The organism is Pseudomonas sp. 2(2015) (assembly GCF_000955865.1).
Classification (GTDB): domain Bacteria; phylum Pseudomonadota; class Gammaproteobacteria; order Pseudomonadales; family Pseudomonadaceae; genus Aquipseudomonas.
The window spans coordinates 1-21,338 of the sequence record NZ_JYOF01000001.1 but is presented as its reverse complement, the minus strand read 5'-3'; the positions used below and the strand labels follow the sequence as shown (position 1 = coordinate 21,338).

Annotated in this window: 18 protein-coding genes; 10 read left to right on the top strand and 8 right to left on the bottom strand. The window is 63.2% G+C overall.

Annotated elements, in window-relative coordinates; genetic code table 11:
• The first annotated feature begins 90 nt into the window (after window positions 1-90).
• Window positions 91-969 (top strand): carboxylate/amino acid/amine transporter, encoded by an 879-nt coding sequence (locus UB48_RS00085; RefSeq protein WP_045193401.1) that lies wholly within the window; start codon window positions 91-93, stop codon window positions 967-969.
• Here UB48_RS00085 and UB48_RS00080 read toward each other — a convergent pair.
• Window positions 910-2,211: a mechanosensitive ion channel family protein gene (locus tag UB48_RS00080; RefSeq protein ID WP_045193400.1), complete on the bottom strand. Its 1,302-nt coding sequence runs from the start codon at window positions 2,209-2,211 to the stop codon at window positions 910-912. The two genes, UB48_RS00085 and UB48_RS00080, sit on opposite strands and share 60 nt — an antisense overlap.
• Before the next feature lie 144 nt (window positions 2,212-2,355).
• Here UB48_RS00080 and UB48_RS00075 point away from each other — a divergent pair, with 144 nt between their 5' ends.
• Window positions 2,356-3,681, top strand: a complete 1,326-nt coding sequence (locus UB48_RS00075; protein ID WP_045193399.1) for a DEAD/DEAH box helicase — start codon at window positions 2,356-2,358, stop codon at window positions 3,679-3,681.
• Window positions 3,682-3,777: 96 nt separating this feature from the next.
• Here UB48_RS00075 and UB48_RS00070 read toward each other — a convergent pair whose 3' ends face one another.
• Window positions 3,778-4,047 (bottom strand): hypothetical protein, encoded by a 270-nt coding sequence (locus UB48_RS00070; protein WP_045193398.1) that lies wholly within the window; start codon window positions 4,045-4,047, stop codon window positions 3,778-3,780.
• A gap of 126 nt (window positions 4,048-4,173) precedes the next feature.
• Between UB48_RS00070 and UB48_RS00065 the strand changes: the two genes are divergently transcribed.
• Window positions 4,174-4,566 (top strand): hypothetical protein, encoded by a 393-nt coding sequence (locus UB48_RS00065; protein WP_045193397.1) that lies wholly within the window; start codon window positions 4,174-4,176, stop codon window positions 4,564-4,566.
• A gap of 109 nt (window positions 4,567-4,675) precedes the next feature.
• Window positions 4,676-5,602: a DMT family transporter gene (locus tag UB48_RS00060; protein WP_045193396.1), complete on the top strand. Its 927-nt coding sequence runs from the start codon at window positions 4,676-4,678 to the stop codon at window positions 5,600-5,602.
• On the opposite strand, the gene UB48_RS00055 is transcribed toward UB48_RS00060, so the two are convergent.
• Window positions 5,553-6,734 carry an MFS transporter gene (locus UB48_RS00055; RefSeq protein ID WP_045193395.1) on the bottom strand — a complete coding sequence of 394 codons (1,182 nt, stop codon included), beginning with the start codon at window positions 6,732-6,734 and terminating at the stop codon, window positions 5,553-5,555. The two genes, UB48_RS00060 and UB48_RS00055, sit on opposite strands and share 50 nt — an antisense overlap.
• Window positions 6,735-6,840: 106 nt before the next feature.
• On the opposite strand from UB48_RS00055, the gene UB48_RS00050 reads away from it, so the two are divergent.
• Window positions 6,841-7,734 (top strand): LysR family transcriptional regulator, encoded by an 894-nt coding sequence (locus UB48_RS00050; protein WP_045193394.1) that lies wholly within the window; start codon window positions 6,841-6,843, stop codon window positions 7,732-7,734.
• 124 nt (window positions 7,735-7,858) lie between these two features.
• The gene (locus tag UB48_RS28135; RefSeq protein ID WP_010223057.1) at window positions 7,859-7,984 is read left to right on the top strand and encodes a PA1414 family protein; all 126 of its coding nucleotides are present in this window, start codon (window positions 7,859-7,861) and stop codon (window positions 7,982-7,984) included.
• 54 nt (window positions 7,985-8,038) lie between these two features.
• On the opposite strand, the gene UB48_RS00045 is transcribed toward UB48_RS28135, so the two are convergent.
• Entirely contained in the window at window positions 8,039-9,418 is a 1,380-nt protein-coding gene (locus UB48_RS00045; protein ID WP_045193393.1) for a sodium:solute symporter, read from the bottom strand.
• Window positions 9,419-9,563: 145 nt separating this feature from the next.
• Entirely contained in the window at window positions 9,564-10,514 is a 951-nt protein-coding gene (speB, locus tag UB48_RS00040; RefSeq protein ID WP_045193392.1) for an agmatinase, read from the bottom strand.
• Between the two features lie 222 nt (window positions 10,515-10,736).
• Here speB and UB48_RS00035 point away from each other — a divergent pair, with 222 nt between their 5' ends.
• The 3 genes from UB48_RS00035 (at window position 10,737) to UB48_RS00025 (ending at window position 14,009) form a co-directional block, all read left to right on the top strand.
• Window positions 10,737-11,630: a LysR family transcriptional regulator gene (locus UB48_RS00035; RefSeq protein WP_045193391.1), complete on the top strand. Its 894-nt coding sequence runs from the start codon at window positions 10,737-10,739 to the stop codon at window positions 11,628-11,630.
• A gap of 135 nt (window positions 11,631-11,765) precedes the next feature.
• Entirely contained in the window at window positions 11,766-13,331 is a 1,566-nt protein-coding gene (locus UB48_RS00030; protein WP_045193390.1) for a methyl-accepting chemotaxis protein, read from the top strand.
• Window positions 13,332-13,409: 78 nt separating this feature from the next.
• Complete coding sequence (locus UB48_RS00025) at window positions 13,410-14,009, top strand: tRNA-uridine aminocarboxypropyltransferase (RefSeq protein ID WP_045193389.1); 600 nt, start codon at window positions 13,410-13,412, stop codon at window positions 14,007-14,009.
• Between the two features lie 15 nt (window positions 14,010-14,024).
• Here UB48_RS00025 and UB48_RS00020 read toward each other — a convergent pair whose 3' ends face one another.
• Genes UB48_RS00020 through UB48_RS00010 form a run of 3 tightly spaced genes read right to left on the bottom strand, consistent with a single transcriptional unit; the run spans window position 14,025 to window position 18,952 of the window.
• Window positions 14,025-15,380, bottom strand: a complete 1,356-nt coding sequence (locus UB48_RS00020; RefSeq protein WP_045193388.1) for an HlyD family type I secretion periplasmic adaptor subunit — start codon at window positions 15,378-15,380, stop codon at window positions 14,025-14,027.
• Window positions 15,381-15,390: 10 nt separating this feature from the next.
• The gene (locus tag UB48_RS00015) at window positions 15,391-17,547 is read right to left on the bottom strand and encodes a type I secretion system permease/ATPase (RefSeq protein ID WP_045193387.1); all 2,157 of its coding nucleotides are present in this window, start codon (window positions 17,545-17,547) and stop codon (window positions 15,391-15,393) included.
• Between the two features lie 31 nt (window positions 17,548-17,578).
• A complete protein-coding gene (locus UB48_RS00010) occupies window positions 17,579-18,952 on the bottom strand; it encodes a TolC family outer membrane protein (protein WP_045193386.1) in 1,374 nt (457 codons plus the stop codon).
• 520 nt (window positions 18,953-19,472) lie between these two features.
• Here UB48_RS00010 and UB48_RS00005 point away from each other — a divergent pair.
• On the top strand, window positions 19,473-21,338 hold a 1,866-nt coding region (locus UB48_RS00005), incomplete at its 3' end, for a retention module-containing protein (protein WP_045193385.1).

Here is a 21,338-nt window from a genome sequence, read left to right as displayed (position 1 = left end):
CTGCTTGGCGTGCTAGCCGGCCTTGCCAGCGACTATTGCCGGGCTAGCCGCTAACCGTTAAGGTCGCCGCCTCCACAGCAAGGGGCCAACATGGGCTATTTATTGATCGTCGCGCTGATCCAGGCGTTTTCCTTCAGCCTGATCGGCGAGTACCTGGCCGGGCATGTCGACAGCTATTTCGCCGTGCTGGCGCGGGTGCTGCTGGCCGGCCTGGTGTTCCTGCCGCTGACCCGCTGGCGCCAGGTCGAAGCGCGCTTCATGCGTTCGATGCTGCTGATCGGTGCGCTGCAGTACGGCATCACCTATGTCTGCCTGTACCTGAGCTTCCGCGTGCTGACGGTGCCGGAGGTGCTGCTGTTCACCATTCTCACGCCCTTGCACGTGACCCTGATCGAGGATGCCCTGAACCGGCGCTTCAACCCCTGGGCGTTGGTGGCGGCGCTGGTGGCGGTTGCCGGCGCGGCGGTGATTCGCTTCGACAGCATCAGCCCGGACTTTTTCATCGGCTTCTTGCTGCTGCAACTGGCTAACTTCACCTATGCCGCCGGGCAGGTGCTGTACCGTCACCTGATCGCGCGCAACCCCAGCGACCTGCCGCATTACCGGCGTTTCGGTTACTTCTACCTGGGCGCCTTGCTGGTGGTGCTGCCGGCCTTTTTGCTGTTTGGCAACAGCCAGCACCTGCCGAGCACCGAGGTGCAATGGCTGGTGCTGCTGTTTTTGGGGCTGTGCCCGACGGCACTGGGCTTGTACTGGTGGAACAAGGGTGCCTGCCTGGTTTCAGGCGGCACCCTGGCGGTGATGAACAACCTGCACGTGCCGGTCGGTTTGCTGCTCAATTTGCTGATCTGGAACCAGCACGAGCCGCTCGGCCGGTTGTTCATCGGCGGGGCGGTGATCCTCGCGTCGCTATGGCTCAGTCGTCTCGGCACTCAGCGCCCGCTGCTGGCTGGGCAGGGTCGAGGGTAACAGGCCGGCGCGCAGGTCATTGCCGCTGGGTTGCTGGTACAGGCTCAGGCCGAACTCCGGCATCACCGCCAGCAAGTAGTCGAAGATGTCGCCCTGGATCCGCTCGTAGTCGGCCCACGCCGTGGTGCGCGTGAAGCAGTAGATTTCCAGCGGCACGCCCTGGGCGGTGGTCTGCATCTGGCGGACCATGCAGGTCATGTTCGGCTGGATCTCCGGGTGGCTCTTCAGGTAGGCCAGGGCATAGGCACGGAAGGTGCCGATGTTGGTCATCCGGCGACGGTTGGCGGACAGTTCGGCGACATTGCCCTGAGCCTCGTTCCAGGCTCTGAGCTCACTGCGCTTGCGGGCAATGTAGTCGGTCAGCAGGCGTACTTCGCTCAGGCGCTGCTCCTCATCGGAGCGCAGGAAACGCACGCCGCCGGCATCGATGAACAAGCTGCGCTTGATCCGTCGCCCGCCCGACTGCTGCATGCCGCGCCAGTTCTTGAAGGATTCGGACATCAAGCGCCAGGTGGGGATGGAGACGATGGTCTTGTCGAAGTTCTGCACCTTGACCGTGTGCAGGGTGATGTCGACCACATCGCCGTCGGCGCCGACCTGGGGCATTTCGATCCAGTCGCCGACCCGCAGCATGTCGTTGCTGGTCAACTGCACGCTGGCGACGAACGACAGCAGGGTGTCCTTGTAGACCAGCAAGATGACCGCCGACATGGCACCCAGGCCCGAGAGCAGCAATAGCGGCGAGCGGTCGATCAGGGTGGCGACGATAACGATGGCGCCGAACACGAACAGGACCATCTTCGCCAGTTGCACGTAACCCTTGATCGAGCGGGTGCGGGCGTGCTCGGTGCGCGCGTAGATGTCCAGCAGGGCGTCGAGCAGGGCGCTCAGGGCCAGGGTCAGGAACAGGATGGTGAAGGCCAGGGCGAGGTTGCCGAGAAAGTGCTGGCTGGTGGCGCTCAGCTCCGGCACCAGTTTGAGGCCAAACTGCACCACTAGTGACGGGGTGGTCTGGGCCAGGCGCTGGAACACTTTGTTCTCGCGCAGGTCATTGACCCAGTGCAGGGCTGGCTGGCGGCCAAGCAGACGGGCGGCGTGCAGCACCAGAAAGCGCGCCACGCGGCCGAGCAGCAGGGCGATCACCAGCAATACGCCCAGGCCGATACCGGCGTGCAGTAGCGGGTGTTGATCAAGGGTGCCCCAGAGGTCCAGGGTGTTTTGCCACAGCTGTTGAATGTCCATAACGGTGTCGTAAAGGGTCCGCAAGTCGAAAACAAGGCCATTAGAGCGCGGATCGGCAAGAAGTTGCCAAAAGAAATTCGGCTCCGACGCCGGAAAACGTTACCCTATGCAACTGAATTTTTTGCACATGCCCGAGGTACACCCGTGTTTTCCCAATTCGCCCTGCACGAACGCCTGCTCAAAGCCGTGGCCGAGCTGAAATTTGTCGAGCCGACGCCGGTGCAGGCAGCGGCCATCCCTTTGGCGTTGCAAGGGCGTGACCTGCGGGTGACGGCGCAAACCGGTAGCGGCAAGACCGCAGCCTTCGTCCTGCCGATGCTCAACCGCCTGGTTGACCTCAAGCAGAAACGCGTCGAGATTCGCGCCCTGGTGCTGCTGCCGACCCGCGAGCTGGCGCAGCAGACCCTCAAGGAAGTCGAGCGCTTCTCCCAGTTCACTTTCATCAAGGCCGGGCTGATCACCGGTGGCGAAGACTTCAAGGAGCAGGCCGCCATGCTGCGCAAGGTGCCGGACGTGCTGATCGGCACCCCGGGCCGCCTGCTCGAGCAGCTCAATGCCGGCAACCTGCACCTGGAGCATGTCCAGGTGATCGTGCTCGATGAAGCCGACCGCATGCTCGACATGGGCTTTGCCGAAGACGTCGAGCGCCTGTGCAATGAATGCCCGAACCGCGAACAGACCATGCTGTTCTCCGCCACCACCGGCGGCGCCGGCCTGCGCGACATGATCGGCAAGGTGCTGAAAACCCCTGAGCACCTGATGCTCAACAGCGTCAGCCAGCTGGCCGAAGGCACCCGCCAGCAGATCATCACCGCTGACCACAACCAGCACAAAGAACAGATCGTGCAGTGGCTGCTGGAGAACGAGACCTACGACAAGGCGATCATCTTCACCAATACCCGGGTGATGGCCGACCGCATCTACGGTCACCTGGTGGCCAAGGACTACAAGGCTTTCGTCCTGCACGGCGACAAAGACCAGAAAGATCGCAAGCTGGCCATCGAGCGCCTGAAGCAGGGCGGCGCCAAGATCCTCGTGGCTACTGACGTTGCCGCCCGCGGCCTGGACGTCGATGGCCTGGACCTGGTAATCAACTTCGACATGCCGCGCAGCGGCGACGAATACGTGCACCGCATCGGCCGTACCGGCCGTGCCGGTAACGAGGGCCTGGCGGTGTCGTTGATCTGTCACGGCGACTGGAACCTGATGTCGAGCATCGAGCGCTACCTGAAGCAGACCTTCGAGCGCCGGGTCATCAAGGAAGTCAAAGGCACCTACACCGGGCCGAAGAAGGTCAAGGCCTCGGGCAAGGCGGCCGGTGTGAAAAAGAAAAAGACCGATAAAAAAGGCGACAAGAAGGTCGTGGCCAAGCGCAAGCCAACAGCCAAGCCAAAGCCTAACGCCCCGCTGGCCAGCGCCGACGGCCTGGCACCGCTCAAGCGCCGCAAACCGGCGCCGGCTGCGGAGTAAGCGCCGGCTTCATAGCCCTCCCACAGGTTCTTTGCAGCCCTTGTGGGAGCGGCGGTGCGGCGACCCGACTTGACCCGCGATTATTTCACCCCGATTTCAAGTCTTTTTCTCAGCGGTCTTCAATTCCTGCATCCGCTTGTCGATCAGCTGGCACTTGTCCGGCAAGTCCTTGCTGGCCGTGCCCAGCTCCATCTTCTGCAGCTCGTCGTTGATCTCCTTGGCCTTCTGCGGGTTCTGCTCGGTGAGCTTGCTCACTTCCTTGGCCAGTTCTTCGCGCTTGGCCGTCGCTTCTTCCAGCGTGCACGCCCAGCCGGGCAGGGCCAGCAGCAGGCTGGCGGCAGCGGCAATGTTCAACAGGGTCTTCATTGGCAGGCTCCTGGGCAATCAAGGTGAAGTCTTGCGGTTGAGCCTGGCCGGGCGGCGAAAGTTCAGTCGAACCGCAGCTGCGTACACCGGTCACAATCTTACCTACCCCTGATTGAGGCTATGCCGATGACCACCTACGACTGGGACCTGATCGAACGCCTGTTGCACGAAGCGCAGAACAGCGCCGGCCACAGTTTTACCCCCAGACCCTACGCCGAGCAGCATGCGGCCCAGCTGGCGGCCGAAGGTGCAGCCCCTGGCGATCTCGATCATCTGAAAACCCTGGCATGTGAGTATGAAAAGCTGCTGTTCGAGCGCGGTTACTTTGCCTCACGCCCGGAAGACGAGGGCGGCAACGGCGAGAACTTCATCCTTACCGAGCGGGGCTCGCGGCTGCTGAGCCTGCTGGACAGCAGCATTCCGGGCAACGATCACCCGCGCCAGGTGCTGGATGAACAGGAGGATGCATTGGACGAGGCGACTTTCGATCAGTTGGCCTCCAAGGCGCAGATTGCCTGAAGCAGGTAACACAAGGCTGGCATTGAGCGGCCGCCGCCGCTGATAATCGGCGCTGGATCCACTTCTGCCGAGAGCCTGCCATGTTGCTGCCAGAAACCGGGGGCGCCCGATGAGCGCCAGCCGCCGCAATACCGATGCCTTTGCCCTGCAAGTGATGCTGGTGCTGTGCCTGATTTGGGGCATCCAGCAGGTGATGATCAAGTGGGCCGCACCGGATATTGCCCCGGTGATGCAGCAAGCCATGCGCTCGGGGATGGCGGCATTGCTGGTCGGCCTGCTGATGTGTTTTCGTGGCGGCTGGGACCAGGTCTCCAGCACCTGGCGCGGCGGGCTACTGGCCGGTTCCCTGTTTGGCCTGGAGTTTCTGTTCATCGCCGAAGGCCTGAAGCTGACCTCGGCGGCGCACATGTCGGTATTCCTCTACACCGCACCAGTGTTCACCGCCCTGGGCCTGCATTTCATGCTGCCCAGCGAGCGGCTGCGGCCCTTGCAGTGGCTGGGCATCCTGCTGGCCTTTGGCGGTATTGCCTTTGCCTTTGCCGGTGGCGTTTCCCTTGAGCATCTGGACGCACAAATGCTGCTGGGTGATGCCTTCGGGGTGCTGGCGGGCCTGGCCTGGGGCGCAACCACCGTGGTGGTGCGCGCTTCGCGGCTGTCGGAGGCGCCAGCGACCCTGACGCTGTTCTATCAACTGGCGGTCGGTTTTGTCGGCCTGCTGTTGATCGCTGTCGCCAGTGGCCAGGTTACCCAGGTGCAGTTCACCCCGCTGTCGATCGGCAGCCTGCTGTTTCAGGGCCTGATCGTGTCGTTTTTCAGTTACCTGACCTGGTTCTGGCTGCTGCGCCGTTACCTGGCCTCGAACCTGGCGGTGTTCTCGTTCATTACTCCGTTGTTCGGGGTGACCTTCGGCGTGCTGTTGCTGGGCGAGCCGTTGAGCCTGAATTTCGTCCTCGGCGCGATCATGGTGCTGCTCGGGGTGACCCTGGTCAGCGCTGAACAGTGGGTGCGCCGGCGCCTGCGCAGCCTGCTCGGCTAGCCTGCGGGCGCAACAGCAGCAGGCCGGCGAGCACCAGGCCGCTGGCGGCGATCAGCAGCGCTGGCTGCAGGCTGCCGGCGAACTGATTGCTCAGCGCCGCCAGCAGCGGTCCACTGAGCTGGCCCAGGGCAAAACAGGCGGTCAACAGCCCGGCATTGCGCTGGCTGGCGTGCGGTGCCAGCTCCCGCGAGCGTTGCATTACCAGTTGCATGCAGGCCAGGAACGGGCCGCCACAGAGGATTACCCCCAGCGCCAGGCCCGGGCCGTTGCCCAGCAGGCAGGCGAACACGCCGGCGGCCTGCAGCCACAGGGTCGCTATCAGCCAGCTTGAGGTGCTGCCCATGCCCGGGCGGCGCAGGCTGACCAGCACCACGCCCAGTGCCGCCGCCAGGCCAAAACCGGGCCAGAACAGATCAGCCAGCCACTGCCCGTGAAAGCGCGCGCTGGCCATCTGCGACATGAAGGTCGCGGGGATGATGTAGCCAATACCGTACAGGGCATACACCAGGCCCAGGCGGGCAATCCCTTGCCCGGCTGGCTGGACGCGCGCCCCGCTGACAGTAGGCGTTAGCGTCTGCGGGCGTGGCAGCGCTGGCAGCACGATCAGCAGCATCAACAGGGCAACGGCGGCATAGATCAACCACAGCGGCGCCGAGCCCAGCCCGTTGAGGTTGGCGGTCAGCGCCAGCATTCCGGTCAAAAAAATTCCCACCCCGGGCCCGGCAAACACCAGGGCGCCGAGCTGTGGCCGATTGCTGGCCGCTGCCACCTGCTGGCTGAGGCTGGTAAGCATCACCAGCACCCAGGCGCTGGCCACGCCGGTGCCAAAGCGCAGCAGCAGATGGGCCCAGAAGCCGCTGGCCGAGAACGACGCCAGGGTCAGCACGACGCACAGCCACAGCCCGCCGTGCAGGCGCGCACTGACCTGGCCCGGGCGGCGGGCGAACATGGCGTCCAGGGCGCCGAGCAGATAGCCCAGGTAGTTGGCGGCGGCGATCAGGCCGGCGGCGGTCAGGCTGACCTGCCCTTCGCTGATCAGGTGCGGCAGCTGTGGGGTGAGGGCGAAGCGGCCGATGCCCATGGCCATCATCAGGGCAACGGCACAGGCGAGAAGGCGAACAACTGGCGACATGGCGGCAATTCCTGCACAAGCGTGAATGACCGTCAGGCTAAAGCCGGTTGACTTTCAATAAAATTGAATAATGATGAGCAACTTGTTCTGTTTTAGAGAATAGCTCGTGGAGCTCAGCCAATTGCGGATTTTCCAGGCGGTGGCCGAGGAGGGCTCGGTGACCCGCGCCGCCGAGCGCCTGCACCGGGTGCCGTCGAACCTGTCGACGCGCCTGCGCCAGCTCGAAGAGCAACTGGGCGTTGAGCTGTTTCGCCGCGAGCGCCAGCGCTTGCAGCTGTCGCCGGCGGGCAAGGTGCTGCTCGATTACGCCGGGCGCATGCTCGCCCTGCACGATGAGGCCTTTGCCGCCGTGCAGGGCGGGCAGCCGGCCGGGGAGTTCGTGCTGGGCTCGATGTACAGCACTGCGGCCATTCATTTGCCCGACTTGCTGGCCCGTTACCACAGCGCTTACCCGGCGGTGAACCTGCAGGTGCAGGCGGCGCCCAGCGGCGAGTTGCTCGAAGGCTTGCTCAGCGGCCGCCTGGATGCCGCCCTGGTCGACGGGCCGCTGGCCCTGGCCGGGCTCGACGGCGTGCCGCTGTGCGACGAAACCCTGGTGCTGATCACCGAACCCGGCCATGGGCCGGTGCGCAGTGCTCGCGATGTCGCCGGGCGGGCGGTGTTCACCTTTCGTCAAGGCTGTTCGTACCGGATGCGCCTGGAGGCCTGGTATGCCCACGATCACGCGGCCATGGGCCGGGTCATGGAAATCGAGTCGTACCCGAGCATGCTCGCCTGTGTGATAGCCGGGGCTGGGGTTGCGTTGATGGCGCAGTCGATGCTCGACAGCCTGCCGGGCCGCGAACGGGTGGCGGTGCATCGCCTGCAGGCGCCGTTCGATCAGGCCACCACCTGGCTGATGTGGCGCAAGGGCATGCGCGGGGCGAATTTGAGCGCCTGGATCGATTTGCAACAAGGGGAAACAGTTACCCAGGCAGCGCAGATGGCGCAGGAGGCTTGATTGAGATCAAACTTGCCCTCAAGTCATGTTGCACAGACATGCGCATTGCAATACTTGGGACTATGATCTGTATGAAGCATCGCAGGATTTATTCGCCGTGCAGGCTGACCCGTAAGGGGGAGTTATGAGAAACCATCTGTTCAACTGGCTCCACGACCTGGCCGCTGCCCTGGGCCTGATCCCGCCACCGCTGCAGCCGGTGCCGATCCCTACCGACGAAGAACAGCGCAAGCGCCAGCCACGTCGCTAAAACACATCGGCCGCCGCATCATTGCTGATGCGACGGCCGTGGTGCACCTGTCTATCAGGCCAGGTTGACGGCGCCTACCGGGCGGCGCGACATCAGGCTGACTACCACAAAGCTCACCAGGCCGATCGCCAGGCTGTAGTAGATCGGCGTGTTGGCATCCATCCCATCCATGATCATGAACGCCAGGGCGGTAACGAAGCCCAGGGTCATGCTGGTGATCGCCGCCGCAGTGGTGGCGCGTTTCCAGTAGATGGCGCCGATCAGCGGAATCAGCATGCCGCCCACCAGCAGGTTGTAGGCCAGGGTCAGGGCGCTGATCACATCGGTTACCACCAGGGCGATACCCAGTACGGCAATACCGGTCAGCAGGGTGAACAGGCGGTTGATGCCCAGGCTCGACTGCTTGCCGCCGCGCAGTTTCGGCAGTAGATCTTCGGTCAGGACCGTGGAGGCGGCCAGCAGGCCGGCACTGGCGGTGGACATCATCGCTGCCAGCGCAGCGGCAATCACCAGGCCACGGATACCGTCAGGCAGGGTGGATTTGACGATCGCGGCAAAGGCGTTGTTGGCGTTGTCCAGGTCCGGCAGGAGGACATGCGCGGCCATGCCGATCAGTGCGCACACCAGGCCGTAGATCACGCAGTACACGCCAGCAGTGGTGCCCGCGTACTTGGCGACTTTCTCGTCACGGGCGGTGAACACCCGTTGCCAGATGTCCTGGCCGATCAGGATGCCGAAGAAGTAGATCAGGAAGTAGGTGATGATGGTGTCCCAGCCGATGGTGGTCAGGCTGAAGTTGCTGGCCGGCAGCTTGGCCACCAGTTGATCCCAGCCACCGACCTTGTACAGGCAGATGGGCAGCAGGACGAACATCAGGCCGACGGTCTTGATCACGAACTGGACGATGTCGGTCAGGGTCAGCGACCACATGCCGCCGATGGTCGAGTACACCACCACCACGCCACCACCGAGCAGGATCGCGCCCCAGAACGGCAGGTCGAACAGCACTTGCAGAACGGTGCCGATGGCCAGGGTCGAGGTCACCGCGATCATCAGCGCGTAGGCAAGCATGATCACCGCACTGGCCTGGCGGGCCATGGGGTTGTAGCGTTTTTCCAGCACCTGGGTAACGGTGAAGATCTTCAGACGCAGCAGCGGCTTGGCCAGGAACAGGTTCAGGGCGATGATGCCCAGGCCCAGCGCGGCGCACAGCCAGAAGCCGGAAATCCCGTGGACATAGCCCAGGCGTACGGTGCCGACGGTCGACGCGCCGCCCAGTACCGTGGCGGCCATGGTGCCCATGTACAGGCTAGGGCCCAGGTTGCGCCCGGCCACCAGGTAATCTTCATGGGTTTTTGCCCGGCGCATGCCGAACCAGCCGAGCGCGAGCATGCCGGCGGCATAAATCAGAACAACGAATATGTCCAAGGCCATGGGTGTCTCCAATTATCTTTATTATGGTGAGATCGACCCCGGCGCCAGGCAAGCCTGGCGCCGGGTCATTCGTCTACTCAGTGGGCCGTCGTTGCGGCCCGACTGTCATGGCTCCTGCCCTGTTGCAACTCCTGGTGTACTACCGTTAGCGGCGAACCACGCCCGGCAGTGCACAGAGCATTTCGTACAGCAGGTTGGCACCGAGCAGCGAGGTGTTGCCGGTGGTGTCGTAAGGTGGCGAGACTTCAACCAGGTCGCAGCCGATCAGGTCCAGGCCCTGGCAACCACGGATGATTTCCATCGCCTGGATGGTGGTCAGGCCGCCGATTTCCGGGGTGCCGGTGCCCGGTGCCCAGGCCGGGTCGATACCGTCGATGTCGAAGCTCAGGTACACCGGGCCGCCACCGACTTTCTCGCGCACTTCGGCCATCAACGGCTCCAGCGACTTGTGCCAGCACTCTTCGGCCTGGACCACACGGAAGCCCTGCTTGCGGCTCCAGTTGAAGTCTTCGGCGGTATAGCCCTGGGCGCGCAGGCCGATCTGCACCACGCGGTCGCAGTCCAGCAGGCCTTCTTCGACGGCGCGGCGGAAGGTGGTGCCGTGGGCGATCTTCTCGCCGAACATGTGATCGTTGACGTCGGCGTGGGCATCGATGTGCACCAGCCCGACCTTGCCGTGCTTCTTGTGGATAGCGCGCAGGATCGGCAGGGTGATGGTGTGGTCGCCGCCCATGGTCATGGGGATGACGTTGTGTTCGAGGATCTCGTCGTAGGCTTCTTCAATGATCCGCACGGCGTCGAGCAGGTTGAAGGTGTTGATCGCCACGTCGCCGATATCGGCAACCGACAACGAATCGAAGGGCGCAGCGCCAGTGGCCATGTTGTACGGGCGGATCATCACCGATTCGGCGCGGATCTGCCGTGGGCCGAAGCGGGTGCCGGAGCGCAGCGAGGTGCCGATGTCCAGGGGGATGCCGATGAACGCGGCATCCAGGCCTTCGGCGCTTTGCAGGTGAGGGAGACGGAGCATGGTGGCGATGCCGCCGAAGCGCGGCATTTCGTTGCCGCCCAGTGGTTGGTGCAGAATCTTGTCCACGGTCGGGCCTCATCGATTCGATTGTTCTAGTTGTTGGAACCTGTCTGGCTGGCCCGGGGCAACCCCTGAAATACCGGCAAGCAGGTGCATTGCGGCAGAGTCTGCAAAAGGTAGTGGATGAAAAGAATCGCTACAGGCAAATACTTAGTTCAGGTTTTTCTGAACTAATGCCGGTATTGCGGTTAGAATCCGGCCATCTGTAGCCCTGCGGACCGCGATCACATGGCCTCTGCCTTGCCCGACCTGAAACTCCTGCGCATCTTCGTCAGCATCGTGCGCCACCAGGGGTTTGCCAACGCCCAGCGCGAGCTGAACCTGTCGACCTCGGCCATCAGTACCTACATGAGCCAGCTCGAGGCGGCCCTTGGCATCGTCCTTTGCCATCGCGGCCGTGGCGGTTTCAGCCTGACCAGCAAGGGTGAACTGTTCCACCAGGAGACCTTGCGCCTGCTGGCAGAAATGGACGGTTTCGAGCAATACGCGGCGGCGCTCAAGGGGGAATTGCGCGGTACCCTCAACCTTGGGGTGATCGACTCCACCGTCGGTGATCGGGCCTTGCCTTTGGCTGAAGCTATCGGTGCCTACAGCCAGGAGCACCCCGCGGTGCACTTGCACCTGTCGGTGTCGAGCCCCTACGAGCTGCAACTGGGGGTGCAGGACAACCGCCTGGACCTGGCCATCGGCGCCTTTTCCACGCGCATGAGCGGGCTGGTGTATCAGCCGTTGTACCGCGAGCAACATTGGCTGTATTGCAGCAACCGCCACCCGCTGTTCAACGAGCGGCGCATTCCCGAGCAGGTGATTACCCAGCAGCGCATGGTCGGTCGCGGTTACTGGAGCCAGGCTGAGCTTGCCCGCCACGGCTTCAAGCACAGCGCGGCAACGGTGGAGAGCATGGAGGCGCAACTGATCCTGGTGTTGTCCGGCGCCTATATCGGCTACCTGCCGGAACACTATGCCCAGGCCTGGGCTGACAAGGGCGATTTGCGGGTGTTATCACCGGCGACCTTCGGCTATCAGGCGCCGTTCTCCATGATCATTCGCCGTGGCCGCAGCCGCGAACCCTTGATCCAGACCTTTCGCGATCTGCTCAAGGCGCAACTCACTCCAGCCTGAACGAAACGGCCCCTGAAAAATTTAGTCGTGGCTGCAAAAATTCCTGAAAATATCGGCCGCAACCCCGTAATTGCTCTGCTAAACCTGTATTGGCTTGATGAAATTTCCCATCTCTCCTTTGCAGGGATCGCCCAGATGCGCATGAATTTGCCCGTCACTGAGCATGAAAGAACCTTTCCGAGCGAACAGCGGCTGATTTCCACTACCGACCTCAATAGCCGCATCACCTATTGCAACGACGCCTTTGTCGCCATCAGCGGTTTTACCTACGAGGAATTGCTCGATCAGCCGCACAACCTGGTGCGTCATCCGGACATGCCCCCCGCGGTGTTCGGGCATATGTGGGAAACCATCAAACAGGGCAAACCCTGGATGGGCGTGGTGAAGAACCGCGCCAAAAACGGCGACTTCTACTGGGTCAGCGCTTACGTTACGGCGATTTACGAAAACGGCCGGATCAGCGGCTACGAGTCGGTGCGCTCGGTACCGACCCGCGAGCAGATCCGCCGGGCCACGGCGTTGTATGCACGGTTGCGCCAGGGGCGCAGCCCGGTGCCGCTGGCGGCTCGACTGGGCGCGACAGTGGAACACGGCTGGCCCTTGGTCGGCGCTGGTATTTTGTCTGTGATCAGCTATTTGTGGCTGCCCCAGTACGCCGCCCTGGGTGTGCTGATGGCCAGCCTGCTCAGCGCCTGGTACCTGATCGAGGCGCGGCAGAACCGGGTGATCCGCCGCACCCTGGGCGAACACCCGAAAGCCTTCACCAGCCCTCTGGTGGCCCTGACCTACAGCGACAACAGCGGCCTGCAGGGCCAGCTGGACCTGGCGATCATCAGTGAAGAAGCCCGCTTGCAAACGGCCCTGACGCGCCTGGTGGATGCCGGTGTCGGGGTCAAGACGCGCGCCGCGCAATCCTCCGACCTGTCCGGGGCCCAGGCGCAGATGCTCGACAAGCAACGCAGCGAAACCGATCAGTCGGCCACGGCGATTGCGCAAATGGCAGCGACCATCCAGGAAGTGACGCACAACGTGCAGAACACCGCTACGGCCGCCTCCGATGCCGATCACCTGGCCCAGCAGGGCAGTGACCTGGCGCAGCAAAGCCTGCGCGCCATGGGCAGTATGGCCGAGGCGGTCAGCGACATCGGCCAGGCGGTCAATGCCCTGGCCGATCAGACCCAGTCGATCGGCAGCGTGGTCGATGTCATCACCTCGATTGCCGAGCAGACCAACCTGCTGGCGCTCAACGCGGCGATCGAGGCGGCGCGGGCCGGCGAGCAGGGCCGGGGCTTTGCCGTGGTCGCCGACGAGGTGCGCTCGCTGGCCCAGCGTACCCGTACCTCGACCGAGGAGATCCACCAGATTATCGCCTCGTTGCGCGCCGGCGCCGAGCGGGCGGTGTCCAGTGCCAGCAAGGGCGAGCAGATCTCCCGCGACAGCGTGCACAGCGTCGAGGCGGTGCAGTCGGCGCTGGTGGGCATCACCCAGGCGGTCAGCCGCATCACCGGCATGAGCCAGCAGATGGCCACGGCCTCGGAACAGCAGAGTCATGTCGCCGAGGACATCAACCAGCAGATCACCCGCATTGCCCAGCTCTGCGATCACAGCGCCGGGCAGGCCAAGCAGGGCGCCGAGATCAGCCAGGACCTCGAACGCATGGCCGATTACCTGTACAGCCTGGCCGAACGTTTCAACCGCTGAAGCTTTTCGTCTCTCCCACAGGGAAGTGGGCTTTTTTCGGGGCTGCTGTGGCACACTTTGCCCGCTCAGGAGAACCCGATGTCCAGAATCCACTGCGAGCGCTGCCTGCGCCCACAAGCCCATTGCCTTTGTCCGCTAATCCCTTCCCTCGACAGCCGTACCCGCGTGCTGTTGCTGCAGCATCCCAGTGAAGTGCGCCACGCCCTCAATACCGCCAAGCTGGCGGCGCTTGGCTTGCGCAATGCGCAATTGCACGTGGGCGAAGTGTTCGAGGATCTGCCTGAGCTGCTGCAAGCACCGGGGTACCGCAGTGCCTTGCTGTTTCCGGGCGATGCGGCGCAGCCGCTGGTGGCCTATGCCGACGAAGAGGATAAGCGACCGTGGCAACTGGTGGTGCCCGATGGTACCTGGCGCAAGGCGAGCAAGTTGTTGCATGTGAACCCGTTGCTTGGCACGTTGCCGCGGGTAACCCTGGCCCAGGTCCTGCCTTCGCGCTATCGCCTGCGCAAAGCGCCGCAGGCGGGGGCAGTATCGACTCTGGAGGCACTGGTGCAGGCGCTCAACGTGCTGGAGGCGCCGGTTAATTTTGACGCGCTGTTAAAACCGTTCGAGGCGCTGATCGAGGGGCAGATTGCGGCGATGGGGCGCGAGACCTACGAGCGCAATCATCTGCGTTGAGCCACTGCGAGCGCCTCAGCGTTCGCGCATGGCTTCGGTACGTGCCTTGAGCACCGGCTTGAGCAGGTAATCGAGCACGCTCTTGTGGCCGGTGATGATATCCACCGTGGCAGTCATGCCGGGGATGATCAAAAGCGGTTTGTTATCACCACCCAGGTGGTTCTTGTCGGTGCGCACCTGGATCAGGTAAAAGGCGTTGCCCTTGTCGTCGGTGACGGTGTCGGCGCTGATCAGTTCGAGCTTGGCCTTCAGGCCGCCGTAGATGGTGTAGTCGTAGGCGCTGAACTTGACCATCGCCGACTGCCCGGGGTGCAGGAAGGCGACATCTTGCGGGCGCACCTTGGCCTCGATCAGCAGGTTGTCTTCCAGCGGCACGATCTCCAGCAGGTCACTGCCGGGCTGGACCACGCCGCCGATGGTGTTGACCTTGAGCAGCTTGATGATCCCGTGCACCGGCGAAACCACGGTGGTGCGGGTTACCCGGTCATCGATGGCAATGCTTGAGGCGGTGATCTTCGACAGGTCGGTGCGTTTTTCGTTGAGTTCCTTGGCCGCCTCTGAGCGAAACCCGGCTTCGGACTCTTCGATCTTGCTCTTGATCTCGGCCACCGCCGCTTCGGCGCGCGGGATTGCCAGGCTGGTGGCGTTGAGCGAGCCGCGGGCTTCAACGGCGCTGCGCTTGAGGCGCAGGATTTCCACCGGTGAGATCGCCCCGGTGCCAACCAGCGGCGTCGACATGTTCAGTTCCTGCTGCAACAGCGCCAGGGCCGAGCGGTACTGCTCGACCTTGGAGCGAAACTCGGCCAGTTCCTGGGTTTTTTGCCGCAGTTGCTCGTTGAGGGTCTGCTTTTCGCTGCTCAGCCGACGCTGGCGCGACTGGTACAGCGAGAGTTCGTCTTCAGCCACCTGCGGCGCCTTGCTGCGTACTTCTTCGGAGAGCTGGAACGGCCGGCCTTCGGCTTCGGCGGCAAGGCGCTCGACCTGGGCGGTGAGGGCAAAGCGGTCGGCTTCGCTCTCGCCCTTGTTGGAGAGAAAACGCGTGTCGTCCAGGCGCAGCAGGGTATCGCCCTTGTTCACCATCTGCCCTTCACGGACGAAGATCTCGGTGACGATGCCGCCTTCAAGGTTCTGGATCACCTGGACCTTGCTCGACGGAATGGCCTTGCCTTCGCCCATGGTCACTTCATCGAGCACGGCGAACTTGGCCCACAGCAGCGCCACCAGCAACAGCCCCGCGGCCAGCCACACGGTGATCCGCGACAGACGCGGCGAGTCCTGCAGGGTGGCGCCGGCCACATCGGGCATGAACTCGCGTTCGGCGGTTTTGCCGAAACTCTGGAAGTAGCTGCGCAGGCCTTGGCTTACGGACATGAATGACCCCCTAGAGTGCCGCGCCAACGCGGCCTTTGCGCAGTGCATCGATGACCGCTTCCTTCGGCCCGTCGGCAACGATCTTGCCGTTGTCCAGTACCAGCAGCCGGTCGACCAGGCTGAGCATCGAGGTGCGGTGGGTGACCAGCAGCAGGGTTTTGCCCTGCACCCAGCCATGCAGGCGCTGGCGCAGCTGGTCTTCGCTGCTGTTGTCCATGTGGCTGGTGGGTTCGTCGAGGATCATGATCGGCGGTTCGAGCAACATCGCCCTGGCCAGCAGCACGGCCTGGCGCTGGCCGCCAGAGAGCAACTGGCCGCGCTCGCCGACCGGGCGGTCGAAGCCTTGCGGGTGCTGGCGGGCCAGCTCGCTGACGCCGGTCAGCTCGGCCACTTCAAGCATGCGCGCGTCACTCACATAGCGCGCGCCGAGGGTCAGGTTGTCGCGCAGGCTGCCGGCCAGCAGCGGCAGGTCATGGGCGACGTAGCCCAGTTGGTGGCGCAGGTCGGCGATGTCCAGTTGGCGCAGGTCGAGGTTGTCGAGCAGGATCTGCCCTTCGTCCGGGGCATAGAAACCCATCAACAGGCGCGCCAGGGTGCTCTTGCCCGAGCCGCTGCGGCCGATGATGCCGATGCGTTCGCCCGGCTTGACGCTGAAGCTGATGTCATTGAGGGCGGCAGCGTTCTGGCCGTGGTAGCGAAAGCTCACATGGCTGACGTCGAGGCCGCCGTGCAACTGGGTGCGCTCCAGCGGTTGCTGGCCGGCCTGGCGCTCCTGCGGCAGGGCCATCAGCGCGTCGGTGCTGCGCATGGTCAGCTGTGCCTGCTGGTAGCGGGTGATCAGCCCGGCGATTTGCCCGAGCGGTGCCAGCACCCGGCTGCCGAGCATGTAGCTGGCAACCAGGGCGCCGACACTGAGGTTGCCGGCAATGATGCTGTAGACCCCGGCAACGATGGTGGCCATGCCGCAGAACTGCTGGATGAACAGCGTGCCGTTGGTGGCCAGTGCCGACAGGTTGCGGGCGTGGGCGTCGAGGCGGGTGAGGGCGCCGTGGGTGCTTTCCCACTGGTACTGGCGCTCGCTTTCGGCGCTGCAGGCCTTGAGGGTTTCCAGGCCGCCGAGGGTTTCGATCAGCAGCGCCTGGCGCACCGCGCCCAGGGCCAGGCTTTTTTGCACGGTATCGCGCAGCCGCACCTGGATGAACAGGGCAAAGAAAATGGTCACCGGGAAGGCAATCAGCGGGATCACCACCAGCCAGCCACCGAGCAGGCCGATCACCGCCAGCATCAGCACCACGAAGGGCAGGTCGATAATGCTGGTCAGGGTCACGGCGGTAAGGAATTCACGCAGGCCCTGGAAGTCATGAATGCTCTGGGCAAAGCCGCCAACCGTGGCCGGCCGGGCTTTCATCGACATGCCGGTGATGCGTTCGAACAGGGTGGCGGAAAGAATCAGGTCGGTCTTTTTCCCGGCCTGGTCGAGCAGGTGGGCGCGGACCACGCGCAGGGTCAATTCGAACAGGGTGCCGATCAGCAGGCCGGCGCTCAGTACCCACAGCGTCGAGGTAGCCTGATTGGGCACCACGCGGTCGTAGGTCTGCATGACGAACAGGGGCACCATCAGCCCCAGCAGGTTGATCAGCAGGCTGGCGAGAATGGCGTCGCTGTAGAGCCAGCGTGAGAGTTTGAGGGTGTCGCGAAACCAGGCGTTGACCCGTGGCATCAACGGCGCACGCAGGTCTTCGAGTTCATGGCGGGGGCGGGCGAACAGCGCCTCGCCGGCGTAGGCTTGCAGCAGTTCTTCGCGGCTGACCCACTGCTCGCCGCCTTCGGCTTCACAGGGCAGGATCAGCGCCCGGCCGTCATCGCCCCAACGCCGCAGCACCGCGCAGCGGCCGTCCTTGAGCAGCAACAGCACCGGCAGGTTGAGCGCCGAGATCGCTCCCAGCTCACGCCGCAGGATCCGCGCCTGCAAACCGGCCCGTGCCGCTGCCCGGGGCAGCAGTTCAAGGCTCAGGCGTTGCTCGGGCAGCGGCAGGCCGGCACTCAGGCCGGCGCGACTGACAGTGCAACCATGCAGCTTGCAAAGGATCAGCAAGCCATCGAGTAGCGGGTCATCGAAACTCTGGCGCGGATCTATTGCCGAGCTCGCAGGTTGCATGCTGGTCACAGTCGCCTACTCCTGCCGCAGTTGGAGGGGTTTAGCGCATATCGGGCAGGCGCGCCTCGCTCTTCACTTCGCTCTTGGCGATCGCCTCGGGTGGCAGCGAGATGCGCTGCTTGTTCAGCAGTTCACCCATGTTGGCCAGCACCCGGTACATGGAGAACTCTTCGGTGTAGCGCACTTCGGTGTAGCGGCGGTTGGCGTTGTACAACTCGTTTTCACTGTCGAGCAAATCGAGCAGGGTGCGTTGGCCGAGGCCGAACTGGTCCTGATAAGCGGCGCGCACACGGGTGGTGGTCTCGGCGTACTCGCGGGCCGCCGGCAGTTGCACGCGGGCGTTGTTCATGGCGTTCCACGACAGCGACAGGTCTTCGGTCAGCTGGCGCAGGGCGTTGTTGCGGATGTCCATGGCCTGGTTGATCTTGTGCGCATCGGACTGCAGGCGGGCCTTGTCGCTGCCGCCGCGAAACAGGTTGTAGCTGAGCTCGACACCGGCCTGCCAGTCGTTGTTGTCGTGGCCGACCTGACCTGCAGTGTTGTTGTTGGCACCGGTTGCCAATACTGCGTCAATACGCGGGTAGAACGGCGACTTGGCCACTTCGTATTGCTGCTCGGCCGCATTGACGTCGGCCTGGGCGGATTTCAGGTAAGGGTTGTTTTCGAGCATGTCCTGGCGTGCAGCAGCCAGGTCAGCAGGCACTTCACCCTTGATGGTCACCGGGGTTTCCAGCTCATCGGGCTGGCGACCGACGACGCTATAGAACCTGGCCTCGGCATCGGCCAGGTCGACCTCGGCGGTGTACAGGTTGTTCTCGGCCAGGGCGCGACGGGCGGTGGACTGGTCGCGGTCGGCATTGCTGCCGACCCCGCGCTCACTGCGCAGGCCGATCTGGTCGTTGACCCGCAGGTGCGCCTGCAGGTTGTTCTTGGCCAGGGTTACCAGCTCGCGGCGTTTGAGCACTTCAAGGTACACCTCGACGGTACTCAGGGCGACGGACTGGGCGGTGGCCTGGGTGTAGTAGGCCCGCGAGTTCACCACTGCCTCGGTACGGCCGACTTCGTTGGCGGTGTTGAAGCCGTCGAAGAGCATCTGCCGCAGGCGCAGGTCGGACTGGGTGTAGGTCAGTGTCTCTTTATTATGATTACGCGTGCCGTCGGCATTGAAGCCACGGGTATTGGTGTTGTCGGAGCGTTGTCGACCGTAACCGGCCACCAGGTCGACGGTGGGGAAGTAACCGCCTCGGGCGAACTTCACGTCTTCATCGGCCGACAGCCGGCTGTTTTTGCTGGAGCCGATTTCCGGGTGGTAATCCACGGCGCTTTGCACAGCCTCATTAAGTGACATCGCCTGGGCATTGGCACATGCCATGGCCAACAGAATTGCGCTGGTGATGGGGGTCAAAACGCGCATGGGTTACTTCTCCCTGATTTCTAATAATGGTCCTGCGATTCGTCAAAAAAGTGACGAAAACCTGAGGTCAAACCGTATCAGGCTTGTAACAACAGAGCTAAGAACATTTACGCGCGAAGCTAAGAAGATTTTTTCATAAGAGTTATGCGAAAAAAAACTTATGCGGTCTAAGAAATCCGAGACATTGTTCATATCAGGCAGCCCGTGGAATCAGCGCTAGGGTGCATTTTTTCGGGCGTCAGAGAAAGTTCCCGTGTTTTTGCAGCAGAGGGCATGGATGTAGCGGAGGGGATGGAGGCGGGGCGAAGTTTGGCGACAAATTTTTGGCAGGTGTCACTAGGCCACTTCGCTCAATCACTTTCACCGCAGCTCTGGCAGGCGAAGTCATTGATTTCATTGAAATCATCTCGCACTCCAGGGCTGTTTTAGCGTTGGCCCGGGTTAATTCCGCCGGGCTGGCCACGCGATAGTTCAGCGCACGTTGCTGCAATCAACCGATTTGCAGTGGAGGAGTGCGCTCATGGCTAAGTTAATCGGTGTCGTCAGCAAGGTGGTGGGCGAAGTCTTCGCTGTAGGCAGCGATGGCAGCCGCCGGCCGCTGATCGAAGGCGACAAGGTATATGCCGGCGAGCAGCTGGATACAGGCCTTGCTGGCGCAGTCGCCGTCCACCTGCAAAACGGTGCCGAACTGACCCTCGGCCGTGACAGCAATCTGACCCTGACCCCTGAGCTGCTGGCGGATCGCGCGCCGCATGTTGATACACCGGAGTCGCAGACCCCCAGCCAGGCGCAACTGTCTGATGTCGAGAAACTCCAGCAAGCCATCGCTGCGGGTGCCGACCCGAGCCAGGACGCCGACCCCACTGCAGCCGGGCCAAGCACTGGCGGTGCAACGGGGGCACTGGGCGGCGGGCATACCTTCGTGATCCTCAACGAGGTGGCCGGGCGCGTTGATCCGCAGATCGGCTTTCCCACTGCAGGCTTCAACGGCTTTCCCGAGTTGCCGCAGCTGGACGTCGGCCTGATCAACAACAATGACGAAGCCCCGCCAGTGCCGGTGATCGACAACCCGGTCAGCCTCGAAGGGCTTGCCATCGAGGGCGGCGAGCTGTCGTTGAACGAGGCCAATCTACCCCAGGGCTCGGCCAGCAATCCGGCGGCCCTGACCCAGGCGGGCAGTTTTACCGTGCAGGCACCCGATGGGGTGTTCAACCTTAACGTCGGCGGCATCAATGTGGTCACCGCCGGTGCGGTGACCGGCATCGGCCAGTCGATCACCACTGGCCTGGGCAATTTGCTGACCATTACCGGCTATGACCCTGCCACTGGCGTGGTCAGCTACAGCTACACCCTCAACGGTGCCGAAACCCACCCCAGTGGCGCGGGTGCCAACGGGCTTGGTGAAAGCATCGCGGTACTGGTCAGTGATACCGACGGCGACGTAGCCACTGGCTCGCTGGATGTCACGGTGATTGACGACGTACCGCGGGCAGTGGCCGATAGCAATGCCGTCACCGCCACCGAGAACCAGCTGACCCTGACCGGCAACGTGCTGACCAATGACGTGCAAGGCGCAGACCGGGTAGCAACCGGGCCGATTACCGCCGGCACCTTCGTCGGTACCTACGGCACTTTGGTGCTGGCCGCCGACGGTTCCTACACCTATACGCTGAATACTGCCGATCCGGATTTCATCAATCTGCATGGCGGTGGTAATGGCGTCGAGACCTTCACCTACACCCTCACCGATGCCGACGGTGATGTTTCCAGCGCCAATCTGGTGCTCAACGTCAGCAACCTCAATGACCCGGTGGAACTCAACGGGCTGAGCATCAATGGCGGCGAGCTGGTGCTGTTCGAGAAGAACCTGGCAGCTGGCAGCAGCCCTGATGCGGCGGCACTGACCCAGAGTGGAACCTTCACCGTGACCGCCGCCGACGGCCTGCAATCGCTGACGGTGGGCGGTATCAATGTGATCAGTGCCGGGGTGGTCAATGGCTTCCCGCAATCACTCACCACGGCCCTGGGCAACACCCTGACCATCAACGGTTTTAACCCGGCCACCGGGGAGGTCACCTACAGCTACACCCTCAATGGCAGCGAAGCGCATGCCGCCGGCAATGGCAGCAACTCACTGGGCGAGAGTTTCAACGTGGTTGCCACCGATACCGATGGCAGCAGCGCGAGCATGAGTATCGATGTTTCCATCGTCGACGACGTGCCGAACGCGGCGGCAGATACCAACGCCGTCACCGCTACCGAGAACCAGCTGACCCTGACCGGCAACGTGCTGACCAACGATGTGCAGGGTGCGGACCGTGTACCCACCGGGCCAATTACTGCCGGCACCTTCGTCGGCACCTACGGCACCTTCGTCGGCACCTAC